Source organism: Micromonospora sp. CA-248089 (assembly GCF_050948515.1).
Lineage (GTDB): Bacteria > Actinomycetota > Actinomycetes > Mycobacteriales > Micromonosporaceae > Micromonospora.
Genome location: NZ_CP192016.1, coordinates 2025627 through 2047718, shown reverse-complemented (window position 1 = coordinate 2047718; position 22092 = coordinate 2025627). Strand labels below are relative to the sequence as shown.

General features: G+C 72.9%; 22 protein-coding genes. 13 read left to right on the top strand and 9 right to left on the bottom strand.

The features are described 5' to 3' along the window. Positions 1-45 precede the first annotated feature (45 nt). A complete protein-coding gene (locus ACQP26_RS09820) occupies positions 46-1149 on the top strand; it encodes an FUSC family protein (protein WP_433495535.1) in 1104 nt (367 codons plus the stop codon). 20 nt (positions 1150-1169) lie between these two features. On the opposite strand, the gene ACQP26_RS09815 is transcribed toward ACQP26_RS09820, so the two are convergent. Continuing rightward, the gene (locus ACQP26_RS09815; RefSeq protein ID WP_433495534.1) at positions 1170-2243 is read right to left on the bottom strand and encodes an XdhC family protein; all 1074 of its coding nucleotides are present in this window, start codon (positions 2241-2243) and stop codon (positions 1170-1172) included. Positions 2244-2358: 115 nt separating this feature from the next. Here ACQP26_RS09815 and ACQP26_RS09810 point away from each other — a divergent pair, with 115 nt between their 5' ends. Genes ACQP26_RS09810 through ACQP26_RS09775 form a run of 8 tightly spaced genes read left to right on the top strand, consistent with a single transcriptional unit; the run spans position 2359 to position 10537 of the window. Then, complete coding sequence (locus tag ACQP26_RS09810; RefSeq protein WP_281578534.1) at positions 2359-3231, top strand: FAD binding domain-containing protein; 873 nt, start codon at positions 2359-2361, stop codon at positions 3229-3231. A 2-nt stretch (positions 3232-3233) separates the two neighbouring features. After that, on the top strand, positions 3234-3782 hold the full coding sequence (locus ACQP26_RS09805; RefSeq protein WP_433495533.1) for a (2Fe-2S)-binding protein: 549 nt from the start codon (positions 3234-3236) through the stop codon (positions 3780-3782). After that, positions 3779-6169: an aerobic carbon-monoxide dehydrogenase large subunit gene (locus tag ACQP26_RS09800; RefSeq protein ID WP_433495532.1), complete on the top strand. Its 2391-nt coding sequence runs from the start codon at positions 3779-3781 to the stop codon at positions 6167-6169. The genes ACQP26_RS09805 and ACQP26_RS09800 overlap by 4 nt, the downstream gene beginning before the upstream one ends. A gap of 10 nt (positions 6170-6179) precedes the next feature. Further along, on the top strand, positions 6180-7046 hold the full coding sequence (locus tag ACQP26_RS09795; RefSeq protein WP_433495531.1) for an XdhC family protein: 867 nt from the start codon (positions 6180-6182) through the stop codon (positions 7044-7046). Between the two features lie 8 nt (positions 7047-7054). Then, positions 7055-7627: a nucleotidyltransferase family protein gene (locus ACQP26_RS09790; protein ID WP_433495530.1), complete on the top strand. Its 573-nt coding sequence runs from the start codon at positions 7055-7057 to the stop codon at positions 7625-7627. Continuing rightward, a complete protein-coding gene (locus ACQP26_RS09785; RefSeq protein ID WP_433495529.1) occupies positions 7624-8493 on the top strand; it encodes an AAA family ATPase in 870 nt (289 codons plus the stop codon). Before ACQP26_RS09790 ends, ACQP26_RS09785 begins: the two co-directional genes overlap by 4 nt. After that, on the top strand, positions 8490-9305 hold the full coding sequence (locus ACQP26_RS09780) for an SRPBCC domain-containing protein (RefSeq protein WP_433495528.1): 816 nt from the start codon (positions 8490-8492) through the stop codon (positions 9303-9305). The genes ACQP26_RS09785 and ACQP26_RS09780 overlap by 4 nt, the downstream gene beginning before the upstream one ends. Then, positions 9302-10537 (top strand): vWA domain-containing protein, encoded by a 1236-nt coding sequence (locus ACQP26_RS09775; RefSeq protein WP_433495527.1) that lies wholly within the window; start codon positions 9302-9304, stop codon positions 10535-10537. Before ACQP26_RS09780 ends, ACQP26_RS09775 begins: the two co-directional genes overlap by 4 nt. Here the strand turns inward: ACQP26_RS09775 and ACQP26_RS09770 are convergent. From ACQP26_RS09770 to ACQP26_RS09755, 4 genes are all read right to left on the bottom strand, one after another. Next, entirely contained in the window at positions 10462-11418 is a 957-nt protein-coding gene (locus tag ACQP26_RS09770) for a LysR family transcriptional regulator (RefSeq protein WP_281578539.1), read from the bottom strand. The genes ACQP26_RS09775 and ACQP26_RS09770 overlap by 76 nt on opposite strands. Positions 11419-11519: 101 nt before the next feature. Continuing rightward, positions 11520-12515 carry a phosphotransferase family protein gene (locus ACQP26_RS09765; RefSeq protein WP_433495526.1) on the bottom strand — a complete coding sequence of 332 codons (996 nt, stop codon included), beginning with the start codon at positions 12513-12515 and terminating at the stop codon, positions 11520-11522. A gap of 129 nt (positions 12516-12644) precedes the next feature. Next, positions 12645-13541, bottom strand: coding sequence for a hypothetical protein (locus ACQP26_RS09760; RefSeq protein WP_433495525.1), 897 nt, complete (start codon positions 13539-13541; stop codon positions 12645-12647). After that, positions 13538-13921 (bottom strand): PadR family transcriptional regulator, encoded by a 384-nt coding sequence (locus tag ACQP26_RS09755; protein ID WP_433495524.1) that lies wholly within the window; start codon positions 13919-13921, stop codon positions 13538-13540. Before ACQP26_RS09755 ends, ACQP26_RS09760 begins: the two co-directional genes overlap by 4 nt. Before the next feature lie 92 nt (positions 13922-14013). Between ACQP26_RS09755 and ACQP26_RS09750 the strand changes: the two genes are divergently transcribed. The 4 genes from ACQP26_RS09750 to ACQP26_RS09735 all read left to right on the top strand — a co-directional run bounded on the left by ACQP26_RS09750 (position 14014) and on the right by ACQP26_RS09735 (position 16855). Next, positions 14014-15261: an FAD-dependent oxidoreductase gene (locus ACQP26_RS09750; protein ID WP_433495523.1), complete on the top strand. Its 1248-nt coding sequence runs from the start codon at positions 14014-14016 to the stop codon at positions 15259-15261. An 8-nt stretch (positions 15262-15269) separates the two neighbouring features. Further along, positions 15270-15758, top strand: a complete 489-nt coding sequence (locus ACQP26_RS09745; protein ID WP_433495522.1) for a MarR family winged helix-turn-helix transcriptional regulator — start codon at positions 15270-15272, stop codon at positions 15756-15758. Between the two features lie 45 nt (positions 15759-15803). Further along, entirely contained in the window at positions 15804-16013 is a 210-nt protein-coding gene (locus ACQP26_RS09740; protein ID WP_433495521.1) for a hypothetical protein, read from the top strand. A 77-nt stretch (positions 16014-16090) separates the two neighbouring features. Further along, positions 16091-16855: an aminoglycoside adenylyltransferase domain-containing protein gene (locus ACQP26_RS09735; RefSeq protein WP_433495520.1), complete on the top strand. Its 765-nt coding sequence runs from the start codon at positions 16091-16093 to the stop codon at positions 16853-16855. Positions 16856-16863: 8 nt separating this feature from the next. On the opposite strand, the gene ACQP26_RS09730 is transcribed toward ACQP26_RS09735, so the two are convergent. From ACQP26_RS09730 to ACQP26_RS09715, 4 genes are all read right to left on the bottom strand, one after another. Continuing rightward, complete coding sequence (locus ACQP26_RS09730) at positions 16864-19335, bottom strand: FtsX-like permease family protein (RefSeq protein WP_433495519.1); 2472 nt, start codon at positions 19333-19335, stop codon at positions 16864-16866. After that, entirely contained in the window at positions 19332-20081 is a 750-nt protein-coding gene (locus ACQP26_RS09725) for an ABC transporter ATP-binding protein (RefSeq protein WP_433495518.1), read from the bottom strand. The genes ACQP26_RS09730 and ACQP26_RS09725 overlap by 4 nt, the downstream gene beginning before the upstream one ends. 128 nt (positions 20082-20209) lie before the next feature. Continuing rightward, positions 20210-20893, bottom strand: coding sequence for an ABC transporter ATP-binding protein (locus tag ACQP26_RS09720; RefSeq protein ID WP_433495517.1), 684 nt, complete (start codon positions 20891-20893; stop codon positions 20210-20212). Beyond that, complete coding sequence (locus ACQP26_RS09715) at positions 20890-22029, bottom strand: ABC transporter permease (RefSeq protein WP_269700978.1); 1140 nt, start codon at positions 22027-22029, stop codon at positions 20890-20892. The genes ACQP26_RS09720 and ACQP26_RS09715 overlap by 4 nt, the downstream gene beginning before the upstream one ends. Positions 22030-22092 lie beyond the last annotated feature (63 nt).

Sequence of the window (22092 nt, the reverse complement as noted above, 5' to 3'; positions counted from 1 at the left end):
ATCGGCGGCCGGCTCCCGGCCTGTCCGGCGAGAGGGGTGTCACCGGTGCGGACCTGGGTGCGCGACGCCGTCGGGCGGTTGCGCGGCGACGGGATGACAGTGGTCGAGCTGACCGCCGCCGCTGTGGTCGCGTGGATCGTGGCGGCGGTGGTGATCCGGCACCCGGACCCGTTCTTCGCACCGACCGCCGCGCTCGTCGTCCTCGGCGAGTCCCGCGGGCGACGGCTGCGGCAGACCGTCGAGATCCTGCTCGCCGTGGCAGCCGCCGTGCTCGTCGCGGAGCTGCTGGTGTACGCGCTGGGCCCGGGCACCGGGACGGTCCTGCTGGTGCTGCTGCTGACCACCACCACGCTCGTGGTGATCGGGGCCCGCCGTGCCCTGGTCGTGCAGGCCACCGTCTCGGCCATGTACCTGGTCGTCGTCTCCGCGCCGAACGGGACGCTGATGCCGTTCCGCTTCGTCGACGCGCTCATCGGCGGCGCCGTGGCGCTTGCCGCCAGCCAGCTGATGGCCGCCCGTGACCCGCTGGCACCACTGGTGGCCCAGGCCCGGCGCAGCTACACCGACCTGGCCGACCTGCTCGACCAGGTCAACTCGGCGCTGCGCGACTGCGACGAGGACGCCGCACGCGCCGCGCTGGACCGGGCCCGGCAGGTGGACGACTGCGTCGCCGAGATGCAGGCCGCCGTGCTCGCCACCGGCGAGACGCTGCGGCTGGGACTGCGCCGCCGACACCTGGGCAAGCTCGCCGAGGTGGAGGCCACATTGCGGCAGCTCGACTACGCCGCCCGCAACATCCGCGTGCTGGCCCGGGCCGGCGTGACCCTGACCCGCCGGCACACCGCCACACCGCCGGAGCTGGCCGCCGCGATCGGCGCGCTGACCTCCGCCGTACGGTCGGCTGGTGAGGCCATGGCCCACGACCTCACCGGTGCCGACGCCGACCGGCACGCGCAGCGGGCCGACGCGGCGGCGCTGGAGGCGGTCCGGATCGCCGCGGGCCTGCTGCGGACCGATCCACCGCTGCCGGTCACCATGATCGTCGGGCAGATCCGGGCGACCGCGATCGACCTGCTGCGCGGTGTCGGCCACGACGACGTGACGGTGCTGGACCGGGTGGACGAGGCGCTCGGCCTGACCCGGGGGTGACGCGTACGCCGCCGGCTCGCTCAGCGGTGGTGGATCGGGGTGTCGAGGTCCGTCAGCCGCCGGCCGGAGCCCCCCGCGGCCAGGGCGACGAACTCGGCGGCGATCGCCACGGCGGTCTCCTCCGGCGTCCGCGCCCCCAGGTCGAGCCCGATCGGTGAGGAGAGCCGGGCGAGGGCGGCCTCGTCCACACCCGCCTCGCGCAGGCGTCGCAGCCGGTCGGTGTGGGTGCGGCGGCTGCCCATCGCGCCGATGTAGCGGGCTGGGGTGCGCAGGGCGACCTGGAGCAGCGGGACGTCGAACTTCGGGTCGTGGGTGAGGACGCAGAGCACGGTGCGCTCGTCGACGGCCGTCGACTCCAGGTACGTGTGCGGCCACTGCACGACGAGGTCGTCGGCGTCGGGGAAGCGCTTGCGGGTGGCGAACACCGGACGCGCGTCGCACACCGTGACGTGATAGCCGAGGAAGCGGCCGATCCGAGCCACCGCGACGGCGAAGTCGATCGCGCCGAACACGATCATCCGTGGTGGGGGCAGGTACGACTGGACGAAGACGGACACCTCGTCGTGCCGCTGCTGCCCGCGCGTGCCGAGCTGGATGGTTCCGGTGCCGCCGAGGGCGAGCATGCCCTCGGCCTGCTGCGCCACCGCGCGATCCAGGTCGGCGTCGCCGAGGGTGCCGGCCACCCGGTCGGGCCAGACCACCAGCTGGGCATTCCCGGCCGACGCGGTCGCCACCGGCGCGCCGGCCCGGATCGCGGCGAACACCGCGTCGGGCTCGGTCAGCACGACGTCCGGCTGGACCAGCACCTCGATGGTCCCACCGCAGGTCAGGCCCACCTCGAAGGCGTCGTCGTCGCCGACACCGTAGGTCTCGGTGCTCACCTGGCCGGTCCGTATCGCCTCCCGGCAGAGCTCGTACACCGCGCCCTCGACGCAACCTCCCGAGATGCTGCCGACGACCTCACCGTCGGCGCCCACCGCCATGGCCGCGCCCGGCGGTCTGGGCGCCGACCTCCAGGTACGGACGACCGTCGCGACGGCGAACCGGACGCCGGCGGCACGCCACGCGGTAAGCCCGTCGACGATGTCTCGCATTGCCGCACGATCCGTGAGCAGCGCGGCACCGTCAACGCCGACCTAAGGACTTGCTTAGGTCGGCGTTGACTTCCCGAGGCACCGGCACCACATTGACGACTTCCGGAGGTGCGATATGCAGGTACCGGCCCCGTTCGAGTACGAGCGAGCCACCAGTGTGGACCATGCCATCAGCCTGATGGAGCGGCTGGGCAGCACGTCGCGGCTGATCGCCGGCGGGCACAGCCTGCTGCCGATGATGAAGCTGCGGCTGGCCAGTTTCGACTACCTCATCGACATCAACGATCTCCACGACGAACTCGGCTACATCGAGGCGGGTCCGGACGAGCTGCGCATCGGCGCGCTGACCCGGCATCGGGAACTGCTCGAGTCCGCCGTCCTGACGGCGGCCTTTCCGATCTTCGCCGACGCCGAACGGGTGATCGCCGATCCGATCGTGCGCAACCGGGGCACCCTCGGCGGTTCCCTCTGCCAGGCGGACCCGTCGGAGGATCTGTCCGCCGTCTGCACCGCCCTGGACGCGAGCTGCGTGATCCGCGGGCCGGGCGGCAGCGAGCGGGTGCTGTCCATGGAGGAGTTCCACGTCGGGCCGTACGAGACGGCCGTCGATGACGGAGAGATCCTGGTCGAGGTGCGGCTGCCGGTGCGGCCCGGCTGCGGCAGCGCGTACGAGAAGGTCGAGCGCCGGGCCGGCGACTGGGCTGTCGTCTCGGCCGGCGCGGCGGTGTGGCTCGACGGCGACGTGATCTCCGACGCCCGGGTCGGTCTGGCCGCGGTGGGCCCGAACACCACCGGTATTCCGGAGATCTCCGCGGCGCTGCGCGGGCAGACGCCCAGCGAGAGCCTCTTCGAGCAGGCCGGGGCGATCGCCGCGCGCAGCTGCGAGCCGGCCACCGACCAGCGGGGCAGCGCCGAATACAAGCGGCACCTGGCCGACGAGCTGACCAGACGGACCCTGCGCCGGGCCGTGGAACGGGCGAGGAGCTGAGCATGCAGGTCACCATGACCGTCAACGACGTCGAGGTCACCCGGGAGATCGAGGGCCGGCTGCTGCTCGTGCACTTCCTGCGTGACGTGCTGGGCCTGACCGGCACGCACTCGGGTTGCGACACCAGCAACTGCGGCACCTGCGTCGTCTGGCTCGACGGCGAACCGGTGAAGTCGTGCACCGTGCTGGCCGCGATGGCCGGCGGCCACGAGGTGCGTACCGTCGAGGGCCTGGCGAAGGGCGCGGAGCTCGACCCGGTCCAGCAGGGCTTCATGCAGTGCCACGGCCTGCAGTGCGGCTTCTGCACGCCCGGCATGATGATGACGGCCCGCGCGCTGCTGAACCGCAACCCGGACCCGAGCGAGGAGGAGATCCGCGAGGCGATCTCCGGCCAGATCTGCCGCTGTACCGGCTACGCCACCATCGTGCGCTCGGTGCGCTGGGCCGCCGTGCACGAGGCGAACGCGGCCGCCGCGGTCACCGAGACCACCGAATCAGCCGAAGCCGGCGAGATCGACAACGCCGGCCAGCCCGCCGGGAGCGTCGCATGACGACCGTGCACGAGCGCGTGGACACCTTCCACGACAACGACCAGAAGCCGGTGGGATACGGCCGCATGCTGCGGAAGGAGGACCCGCGGTTCGTGCGCGGCCGGGGCCGGTTCGTCGACGACGTCCGGCTGCCCGGGCTGCTGCACCTGGCCATCCTCCGCTCGCCGGTGGCGCACGCGCGGATCCTGAGCATCGACACCAGCGCCGCCGAGGCCTCCCCCGGCGTCAAGGCGGTCGTGACCGGGGCGATGCTGGCCGAGCAGGGCCTGGCCTGGATGCCGACGCTCTCCAACGACGTGCAGGCCGTGCTCGCCACCGACAAGGTGCGCTTCCAGGGTCAGGAGGTCGCGTTCGTCGTCGCCGAGGACGGGTACGCGGCGCGGGACGCGCTGGAGCTGATCGACGTCGAGTACGACGTCCTCGACCCGGTCGTCGATGCCCGCCGCGCGCTGGAGCCGGACGCCCCGGTGATCCGCGACGACCTGGAGGGCAAGACCGACAACCACTGCTTCGACTGGGAGACCGGCGACGAGGCGGCCACCGCGGCCGTGTTCGCCCGGGCCGACGTCGTGGTCAGCCAGGATCTGGTCTATCCGCGGGTGCACCCGGCGCCGATGGAGACGTGCGGGGCGGTCGCCGACTTCGACGCCGTCGAGGGCAAGCTGCGCCTCTGGTCCACCACGCAGGCGCCGCACGCGCACCGCACCCTCTACGCCCTGGTGGCGGGCATTCCCGAGCACAAGATCCAGGTGATCTCGCCGGACATCGGTGGCGGCTTCGGCAACAAGGTGCCGATCTATCCGGGGTACGTCTGCGCGATCGTCGCGTCGATCGTCACCGGCAAGCCGGTGAAGTGGATGGAGGACCGCTTCGAGAACCTGATCAGCACCGGCTTCGCCCGCGACTACATCATGCGGGGTGAGATCGCGGCGACCCGCGACGGCCGGATCCTGGCCATCCGCACCAACGTCCTCGCCGACCACGGCGCCTTCAACGGCACCGCCGCACCGGTGAAGTATCCGGCCGGCTTCTTCGGTGTCTTCACCGGCAGCTACGACATCGAGGCCGCGTACTGCAAGATGACGGCGGTCTTCACCAACAAGGCACCGGGTGGCGTGGCGTACGCCTGTTCGTTCCGCATCACCGAGGCGGTCTACCTCGTCGAGCGGATCGTCGACTGCCTCGCCGACGAGCTGGGCATGGACCCGGCCGAGCTGCGGCTGAAGAACTTCATCCGCCCGGAGCAGTTCCCCTACACGACGAAGACCGGCTGGGTGTACGACTCCGGCGACTACGAGCCGACGATGCGCCTGGCGATGGAGATGGCCGGTTACGCCGACCTGCGGCGCGAGCAGCAGGAGAAGCGGGCCCGGGGCGAGCTGATGGGCATCGGGATCGCGTTCTTCACCGAGGCCGTCGGTGCCGGCCCGCGCAAGAACATGGACATCCTCGGCCTGGGCATGGCCGACGGTTGCGAGCTGCGCGTGCACCCGACCGGCAAGGCCGTGGTCCGGCTCAGCGTGCAGTCCCAGGGTCAGGGGCACGAGACGACGTTCGCGCAGATCATCGCCGAGGAGATCGGGATCCCGCCGGACGACATCGACGTGCTGCACGGCGACACCGACAACACGCCGTTCGGCCTCGGCACGTACGGCAGCCGGTCCACACCCGTCTCCGGTGCCGCGGCGGCCCTCGTCGCCCGCAAGGTCCGCGACAAGGCCAGGATCATCGCCTCCGGCATGCTGGAGGTCTCGGTCGCCGACCTGGAGTGGGACAAGGGTTCCTTCCGGGTCAAGGGCGACCCGGGCAAGAGCGTCACGATCCAGGACATCGCGATGCGGGCGCACGGCGCCGGTGATCTGCCCGAGGGCATCGAGGGCGGGTTGGAGGCGCAGATCTGCTACAACCCGTCGAACCTGACGTATCCGCACGGGGCGTACATCTGCGTGGTGGACATCGACCCCGGCACCGCGCAGGTCAAGGTGCGGCGGTTCGTCGCCGTCGACGACTGCGGCACCCGGATCAACCCGATGATCATCGAGGGGCAGGTGCACGGCGGGCTGGCCGACGGGGTCGGCATGGCCCTGATGGAGATGATCGCGTTCGACGAGGACGGCAACTGCCTCGGCGCGTCCCTCATGGACTACCTGCTGCCGACCGCGCTGGAGGTGCCCGACTGGGAGACCGGCTTCACCGTCACCCCGTCCCCGCACCACCCGATCGGCGCGAAGGGCGTGGGCGAGTCGGCCACCGTCGGCTCCCCGCCCGCCATCGTCAACGCGATCGTCGACGCCCTCGAACCCTTCGGCGTACGGCATGCCGACATGCCGTTGACGCCGTCGCGGGTCTGGGACGCGATGCGCGGCAATGCCCGCCCGCCGATCTAGGGAGGTGGCCATGACGACGATCGCCGGCCGTACGCGGGATCTGACCGCCTCGCGCGCGCCGTTCGTGCACGCCACTGTGGTCCGGGCGCAGGACCCGACGTCGGCCCGGCCCGGCGACGACGCGGTGATCCTGCCGGACGGCACCATCGAGGGTTTCGTCGGCGGGATGTGCGCCGAGAACTCGGTGCGCGCGGCCGCCCTGGACGCCCTCCGGGACGGCAACGCGCTGCTGCTGCGGGTGCTGCCGGACAGCGCGCCCGCCTTCCCCGACACCCCGGGAGCGCGAGTCGTGGTCAACCCGTGCCACTCGGGCGGGGCGCTGGAGATCTTCCTGCGCCCGGTGCTACCGGTACCCGTGCTGGGTCTGGTGGGCGACACGCCGATCAGCGCGGCGGTGGCCACCCTCGCCGCCTTCCTCGACTTCGAGGTGGCCACGTCCGGTGACTTCTCCGGCGCCACAGCGGTCGTGGTGGCCGGCCTCGGCAAGGGCGAACAGGACGCCATCCGCGCCGCCCTGGATGCCGGCGTGGGCCACATCGCGCTGGTCGCCAGCCACAAGCGCGGGGCGGCGGTGCTCGACGAACTGACGTTGACCGACGCCGAACGCGCCCGGGTCCGTACCCCGGCCGGGCTGGAGATCGGGGCGCGCTCACCGCAGGAGATCGCCCTGTCGATCATGGCAGAGGTGGTGCGGGCGCTCCGCGTGGACGGCCTCTCCTCCTCCCCCGCCGCGCCCGTCGCGCTCCCCCAGCAGGCAGTCGACCCGGTGTGCGGGATGACCGTCCTGGTCGGGCCGGACACCCCGCACGTGCGGATCGACGGCACCGACCACTGGTTCTGCTGCCCCGGCTGCCTCGACCGGCACGTGGCGGCGTAGCCGTGTTCGTGACCGGCCTGGTCCTGGCCGCCGGGGCCTCGGTGCGCCTCGGCGAGGCCAAGCAGCTGCTGCCGTACCGCGGGCGGACGCTGCTCGACGCCACCCTCGACCTGGCCCGCTCGTGCGCCTTCGACCAGGTGCTGGTGACCCTCGGCGGCGCCGCCGACCTGGTCCGCGCACGGGTGGACCTGACCGGGGTCCAGGTCGTCGAGAACGCCGAGTTCAGCACCGGCTGCGGCTCGTCGGTCCGCGCCGCGACGCAGGCGGTGGACCCGCGCGCCGACGGGCTCGTGCTCCTGCTCGGCGACCAACCAGGCGTACGGGCCGCCGACGTACGCCGGGTCGCGGCGGCGGCCACCCCACTCGCGGTGTGCCGGTACGCCGACGGCCTGGGGCACCCGTTCTGGTTCGCCCGCGACGTCCTGCCGGAGCTGCGTGTCCTGCACGGCGACAAGGCGGTGTGGAAGCTGCTGCACTCCGGCCGGTACCCGGTCACGGAGATAGCCGTGGACGGGCCGGTGCCGATCGACGTGGACACCCGCGCGGACTACCGGCGGCTGCTCTCGGGCGAGGCGCGGTGAAGGACCCCCTGGCCGTCCGGTGCCGGCTCGACGCCGTCGACTACCTCGCCGACGACGGCATGGCGATGGCCGTCTTCCTCGCGCTGCGACTGGGCAAGCCGCTGCTGCTCGAGGGCGAGCCCGGCGTCGGCAAGACCGCCGCGGCGAAGGCACTGGCGCGGGCGCTGGACACGACGCTGATCCGGCTGCAGTGCTACGAGGGCCTGACCCCCGGCGAGGCGCTGTACGAATGGAACTACCAGCGGCAGTTGCTCGCCATCCGGCTGGCCGAGGCCCGGGGCGCCTCGCTCACCGACGCCGACCTGTTCGCCGCGGAGTTCCTGCAGGAGCGGCCGATCCTGCGGGCGGTACGCCACCCGGGACCGGTGCCGCCGGTACTGCTGATCGACGAGATCGACCGGGCCGACGACGAGTTCGAGGCGCTGCTGTTCGAGTTCCTCGGCGAGTCCGGGATCACGATCCCCGAGCTGGGCACGTTCACCGCGACCACGCCGCCGGTAGTGGTGCTGACCTCCAACCGCAGCCGCGACCTGCACGACGCGCTGCGCCGCCGCTGCCTGTACCACTGGATCGAGTTCCCGGAGCCGGGCCGCGCCACCGAGATCGTCCGACGGGCCGTGCCGGGCGCGACGGAGCGGCTGATCCGCACGGCGACCGCCTTCGTCGGCGACGTACGCGCCCTCGGCCTGGACAAGGCGCCCGGCATGGCCGAGGCCATCGACTGGGTCGCCGCGCTCTCCGTGCTCGGCGCCGCCGACCTCGCCGCCGACGACGTCGTCCGGACCATCGGCACCATCGCCAAGACCCCCGACGACCGCGCCGCCGTCGCCGCCGCGCTCGGCGCACACCAGGAGAGGCCGGCATGAAGATCACCAATGAGTTCACCGTCGACGTCCCGATCGCGCAGGCCTGGACGGTCCTGACGGACCTGGAGGGCATCGCGCCGTGCCTGCCGGGCGCCCAGCTGACCGGCGTCGACGGCGACCTCCACCAGGGCACGGTGAAGGTCAAGGTCGGGCCGGTCGTCTCCGAGTTCGCCGGCACCGCACGCTTCGTCGAGAAGGACGAGGAGCGGTACCGGGGGGTGATCGAGGCGAAGGGCCGCGACCGGCGGTCGGCGGCCAACGCGTCCGCTCTGGTCACCGCCGAACTGCGGCCGGACGATCAGCGCACAGTCGTCAGCGTGGACACCGATCTGAAGATCTCGGGTCGGTTGGCCCAGTTCGGCAGCGGCATGATCAAGGAGGTGTCCGGCAAGCTGCTCGCCCAGTTCGTCGCGAACCTGGAGGCGAAGCTGGCGGCCGAGGAGACCGCTGAGAGCACCCCGCCTCCGGCCACCGCGCCGGACGCATCCGAGCCCGCACCGGCCGTCGCCCCGACGCCCGAGCGCGCCACGTCCGCCGCGACCGAGCCCGACGCCTCCACGGCCAGGCCCCGTACCCTCGCGGCCGACGCGGACGCCGCCTCGCCCGCCGCATCCCGGTCCGCCACCGCGGCCGGCACCCCCGTGGCGACGTCGGCGTCCACCGGTCGACCGTCGACCGGGGCCGCCGCCGAGCCGGAAACGCTGGACCTGCTCGACATCGCCGGTGGTGCCGTCGTCAAGCGCCTCGTGCCGGTGCTCGTCGGGATCGTCGTCATCGGCGCGGTGATCGCCTGGCGGGTCGCACGCCGGTGAGCGCCGGTTTGCTGCGCGGCGTCGACCGCGCGGCGTTCGCGACGGCCTTCGCCGGCCGGTTGCGGCGGGCCGGCGTGCACGCCGGGCTCACCGAGGCCGGTGACTTCGTCCGGGCGCTCGCCGTGTGGACTCCCGGGGACACGAGTGCGCTCTACTGGGCCGCCCGGATCAGCTTCGTGCGGCGGCACGCCGACCTCGCCGCCTTCGACCGTGTCTTCGCCGCTGTCTTCGTCGACGCGCCCCCGCTACCGCTCACCCGGTCCGCGGCTCCGCCGGGGACCCGGGACGACGTGCACCTGCCGGTGCCCGCGGACACCGACGCCACCGGCGACGGTGGCGGCCTGCCGTGGGCGACGTTGCCGGCGCCGGTCGCCGAGGCGGAGCCCTCCGACGCCGGGGTGCGGCTGCCCGAGCGGCGACCCAGCGCCCTCGCCGGGCTCGCCGACCGGCCGTTCGAGGACCTCGACGCCGCCCAGGTCGAACTGCTCGGCGAGGCCCTGCGCGAGGCCGTCGCCCGCTGGCCGTCCCGGCGCACCAGGCGGCACGCGGTAGGCCCGGCCGGGCGGCGGGTCGCGCTGCGCCCGACGATCGCCCGCGCCCGTCGCACCGCCTGGGAGCCCGTCGAGGTCGTCCGCGAGCGACCGGTACGCCGACCGCGCCGGGTGGTGCTGCTGTGCGACCTCAGCGAGTCGATGCGGGCCCAGGCCCACGCCTACCTGCACCTGCTGCGGGCCTTCGCGGTGGTCACCGACGCGGAGGTGTTCGCCTTCGCCACGACGCTCACCCGGCTCACCGTCGCGCTGCGCCACACGTCGGCGTCCGCGGCGATCGCGCACGCCAGCGCCGCCGTGACCGACCGGTTCGGGGGTACGCGCATCGCGACGAACCTGCGGGCGCTGCTCGCGTCCCCGCACGGCGACGCGGTTCGCGGTGCCGTGGTGCTGATCGGCTCGGACGGCTGGGACAGCGACCCGCCGGACGAACTCGCCGCCGTGATGGCGCGGCTGAGCCGCCGTGCCCACCGGGTCGTCTGGCTGAACCCGCGCGCCGGTGCCCCTGGCTTCGCTCCCCTGGTGGCGGGCATGGCCGCGGCCCTGCCCTTCTGTGACCGGCTGCTGCCGGCCGCGACGTTCCGGGACCTGCTGGACGCCGCCGATCAGCTCCAGAGCGTCACGTGCACCGAGGGCCGGAAACGGTTCACCGCGACGCCCACGCCGCGCATCATCGCCTGAATCGCCCGGGGCGTCGACGCGAAGCGGCACAGCTCGGCCGCCACGGACGGTGTGCCGGGGGTGACGAGCACCAGCGAATGCCATACCGCCTCGGCCGTGGCGTGCGGCCCGGACAACGCCACCAGTTGGCCGCCGCGAAGGTCCCGCGCCACGGTGAACGACAGCGCCGGCGCGACCCCCCGGCCACGCTGCGCCTCACCCAGGGCCGCCGCGTGGCTCTGGAAGATCTGCTGCCGCTCCTCGGGCACCCCGAGCCGGCGCAGCAACGCCGGAACGGCGCCCACAGTGTTGGTGCCCGACGGGCCGAGCAGCCAGGTCTGATCGCGCAACTGCCCCGGCGACGCCGACACACCGGCCAGCGGATGATCCGGGCCGACGACCGTCACGAGCCGGTAGTTCATCATGGGCCGGCCGGAGATCGCCGGATCAGCGGCCGGCGGCAGCGGTCCCATCGCGACGTCCGCGGCCCGGGTCAGCAGCAGCGACTCGAAGGAGCCGGGGTCGCAGACGCTCAGCTCGACGTCGAGATCGGCCGCGCGCCTGGCGAACAGCTCGATCAGTCTCGGCGCGGCGAACTCGGCGAACTCGCTGGACGCGGCGACCCGCAGCAGCCGGCGGCCGTGTGCCGCCGAACTGACCTCCAGGACCGTACGGTCCTGCAGGCCCAGCATCTCGGCCGCGCGACTGGCGAGCCGCAGCCCGCCGGGTGTGAAGGCCAGTCCCTCCGCCGTCCGCGTGAACAACTGATCGCCGAACTCTCTGCGCAACTGGCCGATGAGCAGCGAGACCGCCGGCTCGGAGACCTCCAGTTGCGCGGCGGCCCGCTTGACCGATCCCAGCCGGACGACAGCGACGTAGGCCCGTAGCTGCGTCGGAGTCATCGGCGTCGACCGCCCTTCTGCTGCGCCATGGGCTGCTGCCGGACAGCCCGCGGGTACTCCGATCATTCCTCGCCGGTTGCCCCGCCGCCAGGGGCGGTGCATCATGCAGCGACGTGCCCGGTACACCCGGTGAGCGCCTTGACGATGTTCCGTTCGGCGAGGTCCAGCATCCATTTCCGATCCGGGAAGTCGGTGTCCGCGATCCGCAGTGGCCCTTCGATCAGGGACAGCGTCTGCGCGTACCGGTAGAGCTCCAGCCGGTGGGAATCGAGGTCGACCGGACGCAGCGCCGGGTAGGCGTCACCGAAACGCATCCGCAGCCAGGCATGCTCCCACTCGACGTCGAAGTACGTCAGCCCCTCGAAATCGATCATGACGGCCTCACCGGCGGGTGTGACGAGCACGTGATCCGGCCCGAGTTCACCGTGTACCAGCCCGTACTCCTCGCGCGGGGTGACCGCGCTCCTGAGACGGCGTACGTGGGCGGTGATCCGGTGATGGGCATCGGCCAGCCGGGCGTCGCGGGCCGCTGCCGCGTCGAGGTGGCCGAGCGCGCGGTCGACGATCACGTCTTCCGTGCGCCGCGCCTGGGATGCCTCACCTCGGGCGACGGCCGCGACCTTTCCGTAGTGCGGACCGAAGGTGGTGTGCATGCGGCGCAGGGCGTCACCGAGCGCGGACAGCGGCGCTGCGGCGGTGGCCGGATCGTGTTCCAGCAACGCCTCCAGCCGCAGTGCGCCGGCATCCTCGACAAGCGCGATGTCGGCGTCGAGATGCCGGCCGTCCCGGTCGATCATCATCAGATGCGGGACACGCACTCCTGCTTCGGTGAGCGCCGCGTGGCCGGCGGCGAAGAGATCCGCGCCGGACGCGTCAGTGAACGGGTCGTCCGGGACGGCCGGGGACGGCGGCCAGTAGTTCTCGCCCGCGGCCCACACGTACAGCATCACTGTCGTCCGGTCGTTCAGCCGGAGCCGGTAGACGCCCTTCTTGGTGCCGCCGGTGAGCCGGTCCAGGGCAGCGAGCCGCCGGTCGGAGCCGAACTGGTCCGACACGAGGTCGTGCAGGTCATCCGGCTGCAGGAAGGTCCGCGTCATGGCCGCCTCTCGTCAGACCGAGGCAGTCAGGCTGCCAGGCCTTGCAGCGGCACACAACCGAGTTGACGGCCGTCCGGTACTCGATTCTCCGCCGGGCGGTCCGGCCGTGACCGGACCGCCCGCCCGCCGTCAGGCGCGGGTGCGCTGCCGCTGCCGCGTCGACACGATCGCGACGACAGCCATGAGGACCGCGACGACCAGCGACGGCAGGGCGTCCGGCCGGCGCAGCAGTTCCCCCGTCATCCCGGAGTTGTCCAGCTGGTGCAGCGTGCCCAGCAGCAGGGTGGGGACGACCGCGATCAGCAGCCGCTGGTCGGCCGTCGCCACCCACAGGAAGGCGGCCACGCCGACGATCACCATGGCGGCGGCGGCGATCCGCGGGCCCGTGTCGACCATGCGGAGGCCGCCCGCCGGGATCAGGTGCAGGGCGAGGATGCCGGCGGTGACCAGGACGGCGTTGGCCCGGGGTGCCGGCGGCACGTCCGCCGGGCGCCGCAGGCCCAGCACGATCAGCGGCGCGGCGACAACCGGCGCCCACCACTGCGGCAGGCCGTTGAGGAACAGGTACTGGGAGATCATGGTCGGCACCACCGCCGCGGCCACCGCCAGGACGGCAGCGGTACGGGCACGGCCCGCGACGAGCGCCACCAGCGCCGCGATCAGCACCACCTCGTGGACGCCCTGATTCCGCAGGACGGTCAGCGGGTCCGAGAGCCCGCCGTACCGGAGGGCCTCGAGGATGTCGTCCAGGCCGATGAGCACACCCAGTGCCAGCACCGCGACGGCACCGAGGTGGACGCCCTGCCAGAGCAGCACGGCGGTGGGCCGGGGCGCGGCGCTGCCGCCGTACACCCTCAGGCCGCCCCGGACGAGCGAGGCCGCCTCCCGGACGCTGGGCCAGCGACGGATGGTGGGCTCGTCGCCGATCAGCGTGTCGAGCAGTTCGTCGGCGCGTTCGCGGCGGTAGCCGGCCGGGTAGGCCCGCAGCAGCATCCGGTAACGCTTCTCCAGGACATCGGAATTCATGCGGGTCTGATCCTCACGGTGGAAGGTGGGCGGGCACTTGCCTGCGATGCGACCCGGCGTGGCAGGCGGTCCATGACCACCCGGGCGGCCTGGGCGAGCCGGTCGGCCTCTTCGGTGAGTACGCGGCAGCCCTCGTCGGTGAGCCGGTAGTAGCGACGGGCACGCCCGTTGACGATCTCCTCACCGTCCGCGGTGACGAGGCCCTCGCCGAGCAGCCGGTCGATCACCGAGTACAGCGATCCGGCGGCGAGGGTCACCCGCCCGTCGGACAGCTCGGTCATCCGCTTGATCACGGCGTAACCGTGGAGCGGACCGCCGAGCAGTGCGGCGAGGACGAAGTACGACGGTTCCCGTAGCGCGGGACGCGAAGTCGATCCCATGCCGCCGAATATACAACCAACTTGAGTATCCGTCCAAGATGACTGTTCACAGTGGCCCTTGCCCAAATCATCTTAATGATTAAGGTAATTGGATGGGCATATCGACTGGCTTCTCCGTGGCGATCTCCGGCGCCGGGCTCTCCGGCCTCTGCCTCGCCCAGTACCTGACGCGCGCCGGCATCGACGTACACGTCTACGAGCGGGACCCCGGCCCCTTCGTCCGGCGGCAGGGCTACCGCATCATCCTCGACCGGTACGGGCTGGCGGCACTGCGCGAGAGCCTGCCCCGACCGCTGTACCGCCTGGCGCTGGCCACCGGCGACGAGCCCGGCGGGCACCTGCGCTTCACCGACAGACGGCTGCGGGACGCCTTCACGATCACCTTCAAGGATGACCCGCACGAGACCCGTCAGGTGGACCGGCTGACGCTGCGGTCGATCCTCCAGTCCGGGCTGGACGGGCGCATCCACTACGGCAAGGCCGCCGTCGCGGTGGACAGCGGCGGCCCGGCCGGGCTGCGGCTGCGGTTCTCCGACGGCAGCGCCGCCGCGGCGACAGTCGTGGTGGGCGCCGACGGCGTCGGCTCGGCGCTACGCGCACAGCTCATGCCGGAGGCCGACCCGGCGGACACCCCGATGGCGGGCATCTACGGCCGGTCGCCGCTGCGGCGTGACGGCGCGAGCGTCATCCCCGACGCGCTGCGTACCAGCGGGGTCCTTGCCATCGCCGACCGGCCCGGCAGCGCCTTCTTCTTCACCTCCATGCGGTTCGGCGAGAGCCCACGGGAGGCGTTCAGCCGCCTGGCCCCGGGCAGCTACGCCCCCACCGGCGACGACTACGTCATGTGGGCGCTGCTGCTCCGCCGGGACGAGGTGCCCGACCGCGTCCGCGGGGACCTGCGGGCGCTGTGGCACCTGGCGGCCCGGATGAGCATCGACTATCACCCGCTCGTCCGGCGGCTGGTCGACACGGCCGAGCTGGACGCCACGGTGCTCAACCTGTTCGCCACCGGCCGGCGACCGCGCCGGTGGGCGGTGCCGCGGGCGACGATGATGGGCGACGCCGTGCACGTCATGCCACCGTTCGGCGCGCACGGCGGCAACACGGCGCTGCGCGACGCCGCCCTGCTCGGCCACAAGCTGGTCGAGGCTCGGACGAAGGGCACGCCGGTGGAGGAAGCGATCGCCGCATACCAGGACGAGATGGTGCCGTACGCCTTCCGCGCCGTCGACACCGCCGGCCGGCTGATGCACCGGCTCACCGGCGGCGCCGCCGCACCGCACTGGGTGCTGACCCGCGTGCTACCTCGGCTGCACCGGGTCACCGTGCCGGAGGCATGATTGCCCGCATGTCCCACGATCCGGCCCGTGCCTCCGCGATCGCCGACCTCATGCGCGCCGGGCGGGAGACGTCGCGGCTGTCCATGGTGTTCCGGTACGCCGTCGCGGAGCGGCTGGGCCTCGCCGTGAGCGACCTGGAATGCCTGGACCACCTGGCGGACGTCGGCTCCGCCACCGCGGGGCAGATCGCCGAGCGGACCAACCTCACCACCGGTGCGGTCACCAGCATGCTCCGCCGGCTACAGCAGGCGGGATACGTGACGACCGAACGCGATCCCGCAGACCGGCGGCGGGTCGTCGTCACGATACGCCCGGAGCGGATCGCCGACCTGGAGCGGCCGTACGAGCGTTTCGCCGAGCGGGCGGAGCGGCTCGTCGAGGGCTACAGCGCCGAGGAGGTCCGGCTGCTGGTCCGGCACCACGGCCGCCTGCAGGCGATGTACCTCGCCGAGTTGGACTCCCTCCGCCACGACGACACCGGACCGAGCCGTCCCTGAGCCGCGGGACTCCGGAGCCGGCGCGTACGCCGTAGCGTCGAGGCCATGAGAACGATGCTGGTGTCGCTCGTGGTGGCCGTGCTGGTGGCGCTCGCGCTCGTCGTCTTCGTCGCCCGGCGCGACCGGGCGCGGAGCCCGTCGGACGAGGACTCGGCTGCGGTCCGCCGAGCCGGCGCGGACCAGCACCGGCACGATGCGCAGCGTCAGGCCGCGTCGGGCATCGCCGAGCGGCACCGCAACCCGCCGAGCACATAGGGGCGGTTACGCGTAGACCGGCTCGCGGGCCGGCTTTATCGGTGGCCCCGCAGCGCCCCACCGCGCATGATCACCCGGTGATCGCACCCGACACGGTTCTCTCCGACCTCCGCGAGGCGTCGCGCCGCACTCTGGCCGACCGGCTGCTGGGCCTGTACCTGCACGGCTCGTTCGTGGCAGGCGACTTCGACGTGAACCGCAGCGACCTCGACCTGCTCGCGGTCCTCGCCGACGACCCGGACGAGAAGCTCCTCGACGTACTCGCCGACCTGCACGCGGACCTCGACCGGCGGCACCCGCTGTGGGCGGGCCGGATCGAGGTGGAGTACGTGTCACTGGCCGCGGTGCGCGCCGTTCCCGGCCGGGACCACCTGATCGCCCGGATCAGTCCCGGGGAGTCGTTGCACCTGCTGCCCGCCACCACCCACCGCGTCGTGACCTGGGCCGCCGTGCACGACTACGGCCGTACGCTGCTGGGGCCGCCGGCCGGCGAGCTGCTGCCCGCCGCCGACCCCGGCCTCGTCCGCGCCGCCCTGCGGGACCACGTCCGCGACTGGCCGGCCTGGGTACTCGAGATGACCCCACCCGGAGCCCAGTCGTACGCGGTGCTCACGCTCTGCCGGGCCTACCAGCGCATGTGCGACGGGCGGCAACTGTCCAAGCGGCAGGCCGCCGAGCGGACCGCCGCCGCCCTCCCGCGATGGGCGGACCTGATCTTCTGGGCACGCGACTGGTGGTACGACTCCGGCCAGGACAGCGATCCCGGCCGGTTCGACGAGGTCCGGGCGTTCGTGCACGAGGTCAGCGCCGCCATCCTGGCCGAGGAACCCGACAGGCGGTGACACCGCTCCTACTCCTTCAGGCCGATGTTGTCGATCGGCGGAGCGCTGAGCAGCCGCCGGACCGGCCACACCGTGCTCACCAACGCCAGCAGCGTCGTACCGCCGAGCACCGCCGCCCACCCGGGCGGCGGCACGTACGGGATCGGGCTGCCGGTCAGTCCGTTGACGATCGCGCTCAGGGTCAGCACCGCGATCGTCGCGCCGATCAGCACCGCGGTGCCGAGCAGCCCGGCCTGTTCGGCCTGGACCATCCCCCGGATCTGACGGCGGGTGACCCCGACCAACTGCAGCAACGCCAGCTCGCGGCGGCGGGCCAGTGCCGCCATCACCATCGTGGTGGCTGCCGCCAGCGCCGCGTACCCGACCATCACGCCGATCAGCAGCCGGTTCAGCCAGGCACCGAGCGCCAGATCGGTGCTGAGCAGGCGCGTACGGGTCGCGGCGTCGAGAATCTCGGTGCCGGGCCGTGCCGCCGCCCACGTGGCCAGCGCGGTGCCGGCGTCCGGGCCGCCGCGGACCAGGACCTCGTCGACGGTGCTTGCCGCCGTGTGCCCGGCGACCGTCTCGGCGGCCACTGTGACGTCGCCGAAGCCGAGGCCACGGTCGTAGATGGCGATGACCTTCAACGTGACCAGGGTGCCGTCGCCCAGCCAGAGTTCCGCCTTGTCGCCGACGTCCCAGCCGGACGAGGACGCCTGCATCGTGGACAGGGCGACGGTGCCGGCGCCCAGGTCGGCCAGGGTGCCCTTGCGCACGGCGAGGTCCATCGTCGACGTGACGTCCGCCGGGTCGACCGACTGCGCGCCGACCGGCTCGATGCCGCCGAGCGCCCGCACCACGACCTGGGTACGGCGTACCCCGGTCGCCGCCTGCACCCCGGCCAGCTCGCGGATCTCCCGCGCCGCGTCCCCCGGAAGTCCGCCCGGAGCGACGACCACCCGCTCGGCGAGGGTTCCGGCGCCGCTCTGCGTGGCGGTCTGCCGCTCCAGGTTGTCCTGCAGGAACCAGACCGAGCCGCCGAACCCGACGGACAGCACGAGGGCGGTCAGGACGGTCGCCATGCCCTGCGCGTTGGCCCGCAGATTGGCCGCGGCCAGATAGCCGCCGGACCGCCAGACGCGTGGCAGCACCGGGGTGAGCAGGCGTGCCGCGTACGCGTTGATGGTGGGTGCGAGCAGCGCCACCGCGATGACGAACAGGTAGAGCATGCCGACCGCGCCGGCCAGCGCCCCGGCCGACCCGGCGCCGCCGAGCGTGAACGCCCCGGCGCTGCCGGCCGCCATCAGCGTCAGCACCCCGGCGATCAGCCGTACCGGGCCGCCGCGGCGAGGTTCGACGGCGATCTCGCCGAGCGCCTCGATCGGCTTGATGGCGGTGACCCGGCGTGCGGCGATCAGCGCGGCGACCACCGCGACGAGGACCGCCGTACCGATGGCGACCGGCACCGCGAACAGCCCGCCCGCCATCGGGAAGCCGGCCGGCACGAACCCCCGCCCGACCAGCTCACCGTGCACCCAGCGGGCCGCCAGCAGACCGGCAGGACCGCCGATCGCGGAGCCGGCCAGGGCGAGCAGCGTGGCCTCGGCGACCAGCATGCGGCGCACCTGCCCCGGCGTGGCGGCGACCGCGCGCAGCAACGCCAGGTCACGGCGGCGGTGCCGGACGGACAGCCCGATGGTGCCGGCCACCACGAACACGATCAGCAGGACGACGTACCCGCCGAAGGCTGCCCCGGCCCCGACCAGCAGGCTCTGGGCGGCCAGGTGGTCCGACTGCTCGGCGTTTCCGCGGTCCTTCCCGGCGTACGCCGTGGCGCCGGCCGCCGACGCGATCTCGCGCACCGCGCCGACGTCGGCGCCGGGTGCCATCCGTACGCCGATCGCGTCCACCCGGCCCGGGTGCGCGGACAGGCGAGCGGCCTGCGCGTCGGTGAAGAACACCGCCGCCGAGCCGGTCTCGGTGGTCCCGCTCACCCGGTACGACCGGCCGACCCCACCGACGACCAGGTCGATGCGGCCGCCGGGCGCCACGCCGAGCCGGGTGTCGACCACCACATCGTCGTCGGCCCGCGGTGCGGCGCCGGCGGCCAGGGGACGACCGGTGAAGGCGTACGTGTCCCAGCCGTGTCCCACGGCGGCGGGTGAGCCGATCAGCACCCGGTCGTCGCCGGTGACCGCCGTGACGCCCGGCACCCGGCGGATCCGGTCCACCAGGTCCGCGTCCACAGTGCCGCCCTCGGGCAGCGCCACAGTGCTCGTGGTGGTGTCGCCGTCGAACTCCCGGAACGTGTGGCTGATCGTGCGGTTGGCGACGACCACGTCGGCGCTCGCCCACAGCCGCGGCTCCGGGCGGAACCGCAGTCCGGACTCGACCAGCGTGCCCATCGCCACCAGGATCAGCACGCCGACGATCAGGGCCACCAGGGTCGCGGCGGCGGGACCGGTGCGGTGCCGCAGCAGGCGGGCGGCGAGACCGGTCATCGGAGGACCCGCCCGTCCAGCGACGCCAGGTGCTCGGCGATACGCACGGCGCCGAGCTGCGGGAGGTCGGCGACAATCGCACCGTCGGCCAGCACGAGCACCCGATCCGCGTACGACGCGGCGATCGGATCGTGGGTCACCATCACCACCGTCTGCCCGTGCTCGTCCACGACCGCGCGCAACAGAGTGAGCACCTCCGCCGCGGTCCGCGAGTCGAGGGCACCGGTGGGCTCGTCCGAGAAGATCACCTCGGGGCGGGTGGCCAGCGCACGGGCGATCGCCACCCGCTGCTGCTGACCGCCGGACAGCGCCGCCGGCCGGTGGTGCAGCCGGCCGGCGAGGCCGACCCGCTCGACGACGTGGGCCAGCCAGGCCCGGTCCGGGCGGACGCCGGCCAGGCGCAGGGGAAGTCCGATGTTCTCCTCGACGGTGAGCGCGCCGATCAGGTTGAACGCCTGGAAGACGAACCCGATCCGGGTACGCCGCAGCTCGGTCAGGCGCGTCTCGGACAGCCCGGACAGGTCGGTGCCGCCGAGGACCACCCGGCCGTTCGTGGGGCGGTCGAGCCCGGCCGCGATCTGCAACAGCGTGCTCTTGCCGGAGCCCGACGGTCCCATCACCGCGGTGAAGGTCCCCCGGTCGAAGCTGACGTCGACGCCCGCGAGCGCGGTCACCCGGTTGCGGCCGGTGCCGTACACGCGGGTGACGTGTTCGACGCGTACCGCCGGCTCGACGGTCTGTCCCATTCTGGTGGCCTCTCTCCGTGTCATCGGCAGGAACTGCGCGCACCAGAAACGCTATTGAGCTGGGGGAACAGCGACCATCCAGCGGGCTGCCCAGTCCGGGTACAGCAGGCACCACCTTCGGCCGTACCTCAGCGGGCTGGTGCCGGAAGGTGGAGTCGGCCGTCGTGGACTTCGGCGACCTGGTCGACGGCGGTGAGGTGGGTGCGGTCGTGGGTGACCAGGACGGTGGCGGTGGCCTGCTGGTGGGTGAGGCGGGTGATCAGGTCGAGGACGGCGGCGCCGCGTTCGTGGTCGAGCGCGCTGGTGGGTTCGTCGACGAGCAGGACGGTGGGGTCGTTCATCAGGGCGCGGGCGATGTTGACGCGCTGACGCTGGCCGCCGGAGAGCTGGTGCGGCCGGCGGTCGGCCTGGCCGGCGAGGCCGACCGCGTCGAGGAGTTCCACGGCGCGGGTACGGGCTCTGGCCGGCGGGCGGCCGTCGATCTGGGCCATGACCTGGAGCTGCTCGGCAGCGGTGAGGGAGGGCAGCAGGTTGGGCTGCTGGAAGACGATGCCGATCTTGTGGCGGCGCAGGTCGGCGAGTTCGCTCCGCATCAATCCGGTGGTGGGGGTGCCGTCGATGGTGACGGTGCCGGAGTCGGGCGTGATGAGGGTCGCGGCGACCGCGAGGAGGCTCGACTTGCCGGAGCCGGAGGGACCGATCACGGCGGTCAGGCTGCCCTTGGGTACGTCCAGGGTGACGCGGTCGAGGGCGGTCAGGCGGCCCTCGCCGTCGGGGTAGGTGAGGGTGATGTCGGTCAGGTTCAGGCTCATCGGGCGCTCCCCAGGGCGGTCAGCGGGTCGACGGAGGTGATGCGGCGGATGGCCAGAGCGGCTCCGAGGGCGCCGAGGACGACGATCACGGCCGCGGGAAGGAGGACGGTCACCGGGGTGAGGAGGAACGGCACGGCGGACCCGGCGACGAGGGCGCCGAGCGCGGCGGCGATGCCGGTGCCGAGCAGGGTGCCGCCGACGAGCAGGACGACGGCCTGTCCGAGGGCGTCCTTGAGGAGGTTGGCGGTGGGGGCGCCGAGTGCCTTGAGCACTGCGACGTCGCCGCTGCGCTGGATGGTCCAGACGGTGAAGAAGGCCCCGATGACGAGGGCGGAGATAACGAACAGGAAGCCGCGCATCAGCTGCAGGGAGCCGTTCTCGGAGGTGTAGGAACCGATCGCGGACAGCGAGTCGGAGACGGAGACCGTCCTGGTGCCCGCCTGCCGGTCGGTGGCTCCCGGATCGGCCTCCGAGGTGGTGGTCAGGGCGACGACGGTGGCCGTCCGGCTGCCGTCACCGGTGCCGGTCGGAGGCGCGCCCTTCTGCCACACGCCCAGGCTGATCCACACCACGGGGGTGTGGCTGAAGGAGGCGTCGCCCCGTACGGCCGCCACTGTCAGTCGCTGCCCGGCGAGGGTGACGGAGTCGCCGGCCTGCACCCCGAGGTCGTCGGCGGCCTTGGTGGACAGCACCGCCGAGCGGTCGTCGATCCGGCCGCTGTCGGGAGCCAGGCGGGAGCCGGGCTGGACGCCGAAGGCGGAGACGCCGACGCTCCTGTTTCCGGCGGTGGCCCGCGTCGTGGTGATGCCCAGTGGCTCGGCGCCGATGACTCCGGGGGCCTCGGCCCACTGCTGCCACTGCTTCTCCGTGACCGTGGAGTTGGAGTACGACACGTCCTGGCCCTCGCCGGGCGCCTGGAAGGCGATCCTGTCGGCGGGCAGGCCGGTGATGGCGGAGATGTTCTGCTGGCCCAGTCCGGCCGTCAACCCGGACAGCAGCCCGACCAGCAGGGTGATCAACACGATGACGGTCCCCATCAGGGCGAAGCGCCCCTTGGCGAACTTCAGGTCTCTCCAGGCGACGAACACGGCCTCGGCCTGTCCTTTCCGGCGGTGGAAGCGGTACGACTCCACCATCACCGCCGGCGCCCGTGCCCGCGTCTGGCGCAGGGCGGCACTTCGCGGGCCGAAAGGCGGCGC

Excerpts from the sequence above, each read along its gene's own strand:
- ACQP26_RS09815 (WP_433495534.1), bottom strand. The coding sequence starts at position 2,243 with ATGCGAGACATCGTCGACGGGCTTACCGCGTGGCGTGCCGCCGGCGTC.
- ACQP26_RS09810 (WP_281578534.1), top strand. The coding sequence starts at position 2,359 with ATGCAGGTACCGGCCCCGTTCGAGTACGAGCGAGCCACCAGTGTGGAC.
- ACQP26_RS09805 (WP_433495533.1), top strand. The coding sequence starts at position 3,234 with ATGCAGGTCACCATGACCGTCAACGACGTCGAGGTCACCCGGGAGATC.
- ACQP26_RS09800 (WP_433495532.1), top strand. The coding sequence starts at position 3,779 with ATGACGACCGTGCACGAGCGCGTGGACACCTTCCACGACAACGACCAG.
- ACQP26_RS09795 (WP_433495531.1), top strand. The coding sequence starts at position 6,180 with ATGACGACGATCGCCGGCCGTACGCGGGATCTGACCGCCTCGCGCGCG.
- ACQP26_RS09780 (WP_433495528.1), top strand. The coding sequence starts at position 8,490 with ATGAAGATCACCAATGAGTTCACCGTCGACGTCCCGATCGCGCAGGCC.
- ACQP26_RS09770 (WP_281578539.1), bottom strand. The coding sequence starts at position 11,418 with ATGACTCCGACGCAGCTACGGGCCTACGTCGCTGTCGTCCGGCTGGGA.
- ACQP26_RS09765 (WP_433495526.1), bottom strand. The coding sequence starts at position 12,515 with ATGACGCGGACCTTCCTGCAGCCGGATGACCTGCACGACCTCGTGTCG.
- ACQP26_RS09760 (WP_433495525.1), bottom strand. The coding sequence starts at position 13,541 with ATGAATTCCGATGTCCTGGAGAAGCGTTACCGGATGCTGCTGCGGGCC.
- ACQP26_RS09755 (WP_433495524.1), bottom strand. The coding sequence starts at position 13,921 with ATGGGATCGACTTCGCGTCCCGCGCTACGGGAACCGTCGTACTTCGTC.
- ACQP26_RS09750 (WP_433495523.1), top strand. The coding sequence starts at position 14,014 with ATGGGCATATCGACTGGCTTCTCCGTGGCGATCTCCGGCGCCGGGCTC.
- ACQP26_RS09745 (WP_433495522.1), top strand. The coding sequence starts at position 15,270 with ATGTCCCACGATCCGGCCCGTGCCTCCGCGATCGCCGACCTCATGCGC.
- ACQP26_RS09740 (WP_433495521.1), top strand. The coding sequence starts at position 15,804 with ATGAGAACGATGCTGGTGTCGCTCGTGGTGGCCGTGCTGGTGGCGCTC.
- ACQP26_RS09730 (WP_433495519.1), bottom strand. The coding sequence starts at position 19,335 with ATGACCGGTCTCGCCGCCCGCCTGCTGCGGCACCGCACCGGTCCCGCC.
- ACQP26_RS09725 (WP_433495518.1), bottom strand. The coding sequence starts at position 20,081 with ATGGGACAGACCGTCGAGCCGGCGGTACGCGTCGAACACGTCACCCGC.
- ACQP26_RS09720 (WP_433495517.1), bottom strand. The coding sequence starts at position 20,893 with ATGAGCCTGAACCTGACCGACATCACCCTCACCTACCCCGACGGCGAG.
- ACQP26_RS09715 (WP_269700978.1), bottom strand. The coding sequence starts at position 22,029 with ATGGTGGAGTCGTACCGCTTCCACCGCCGGAAAGGACAGGCCGAGGCC.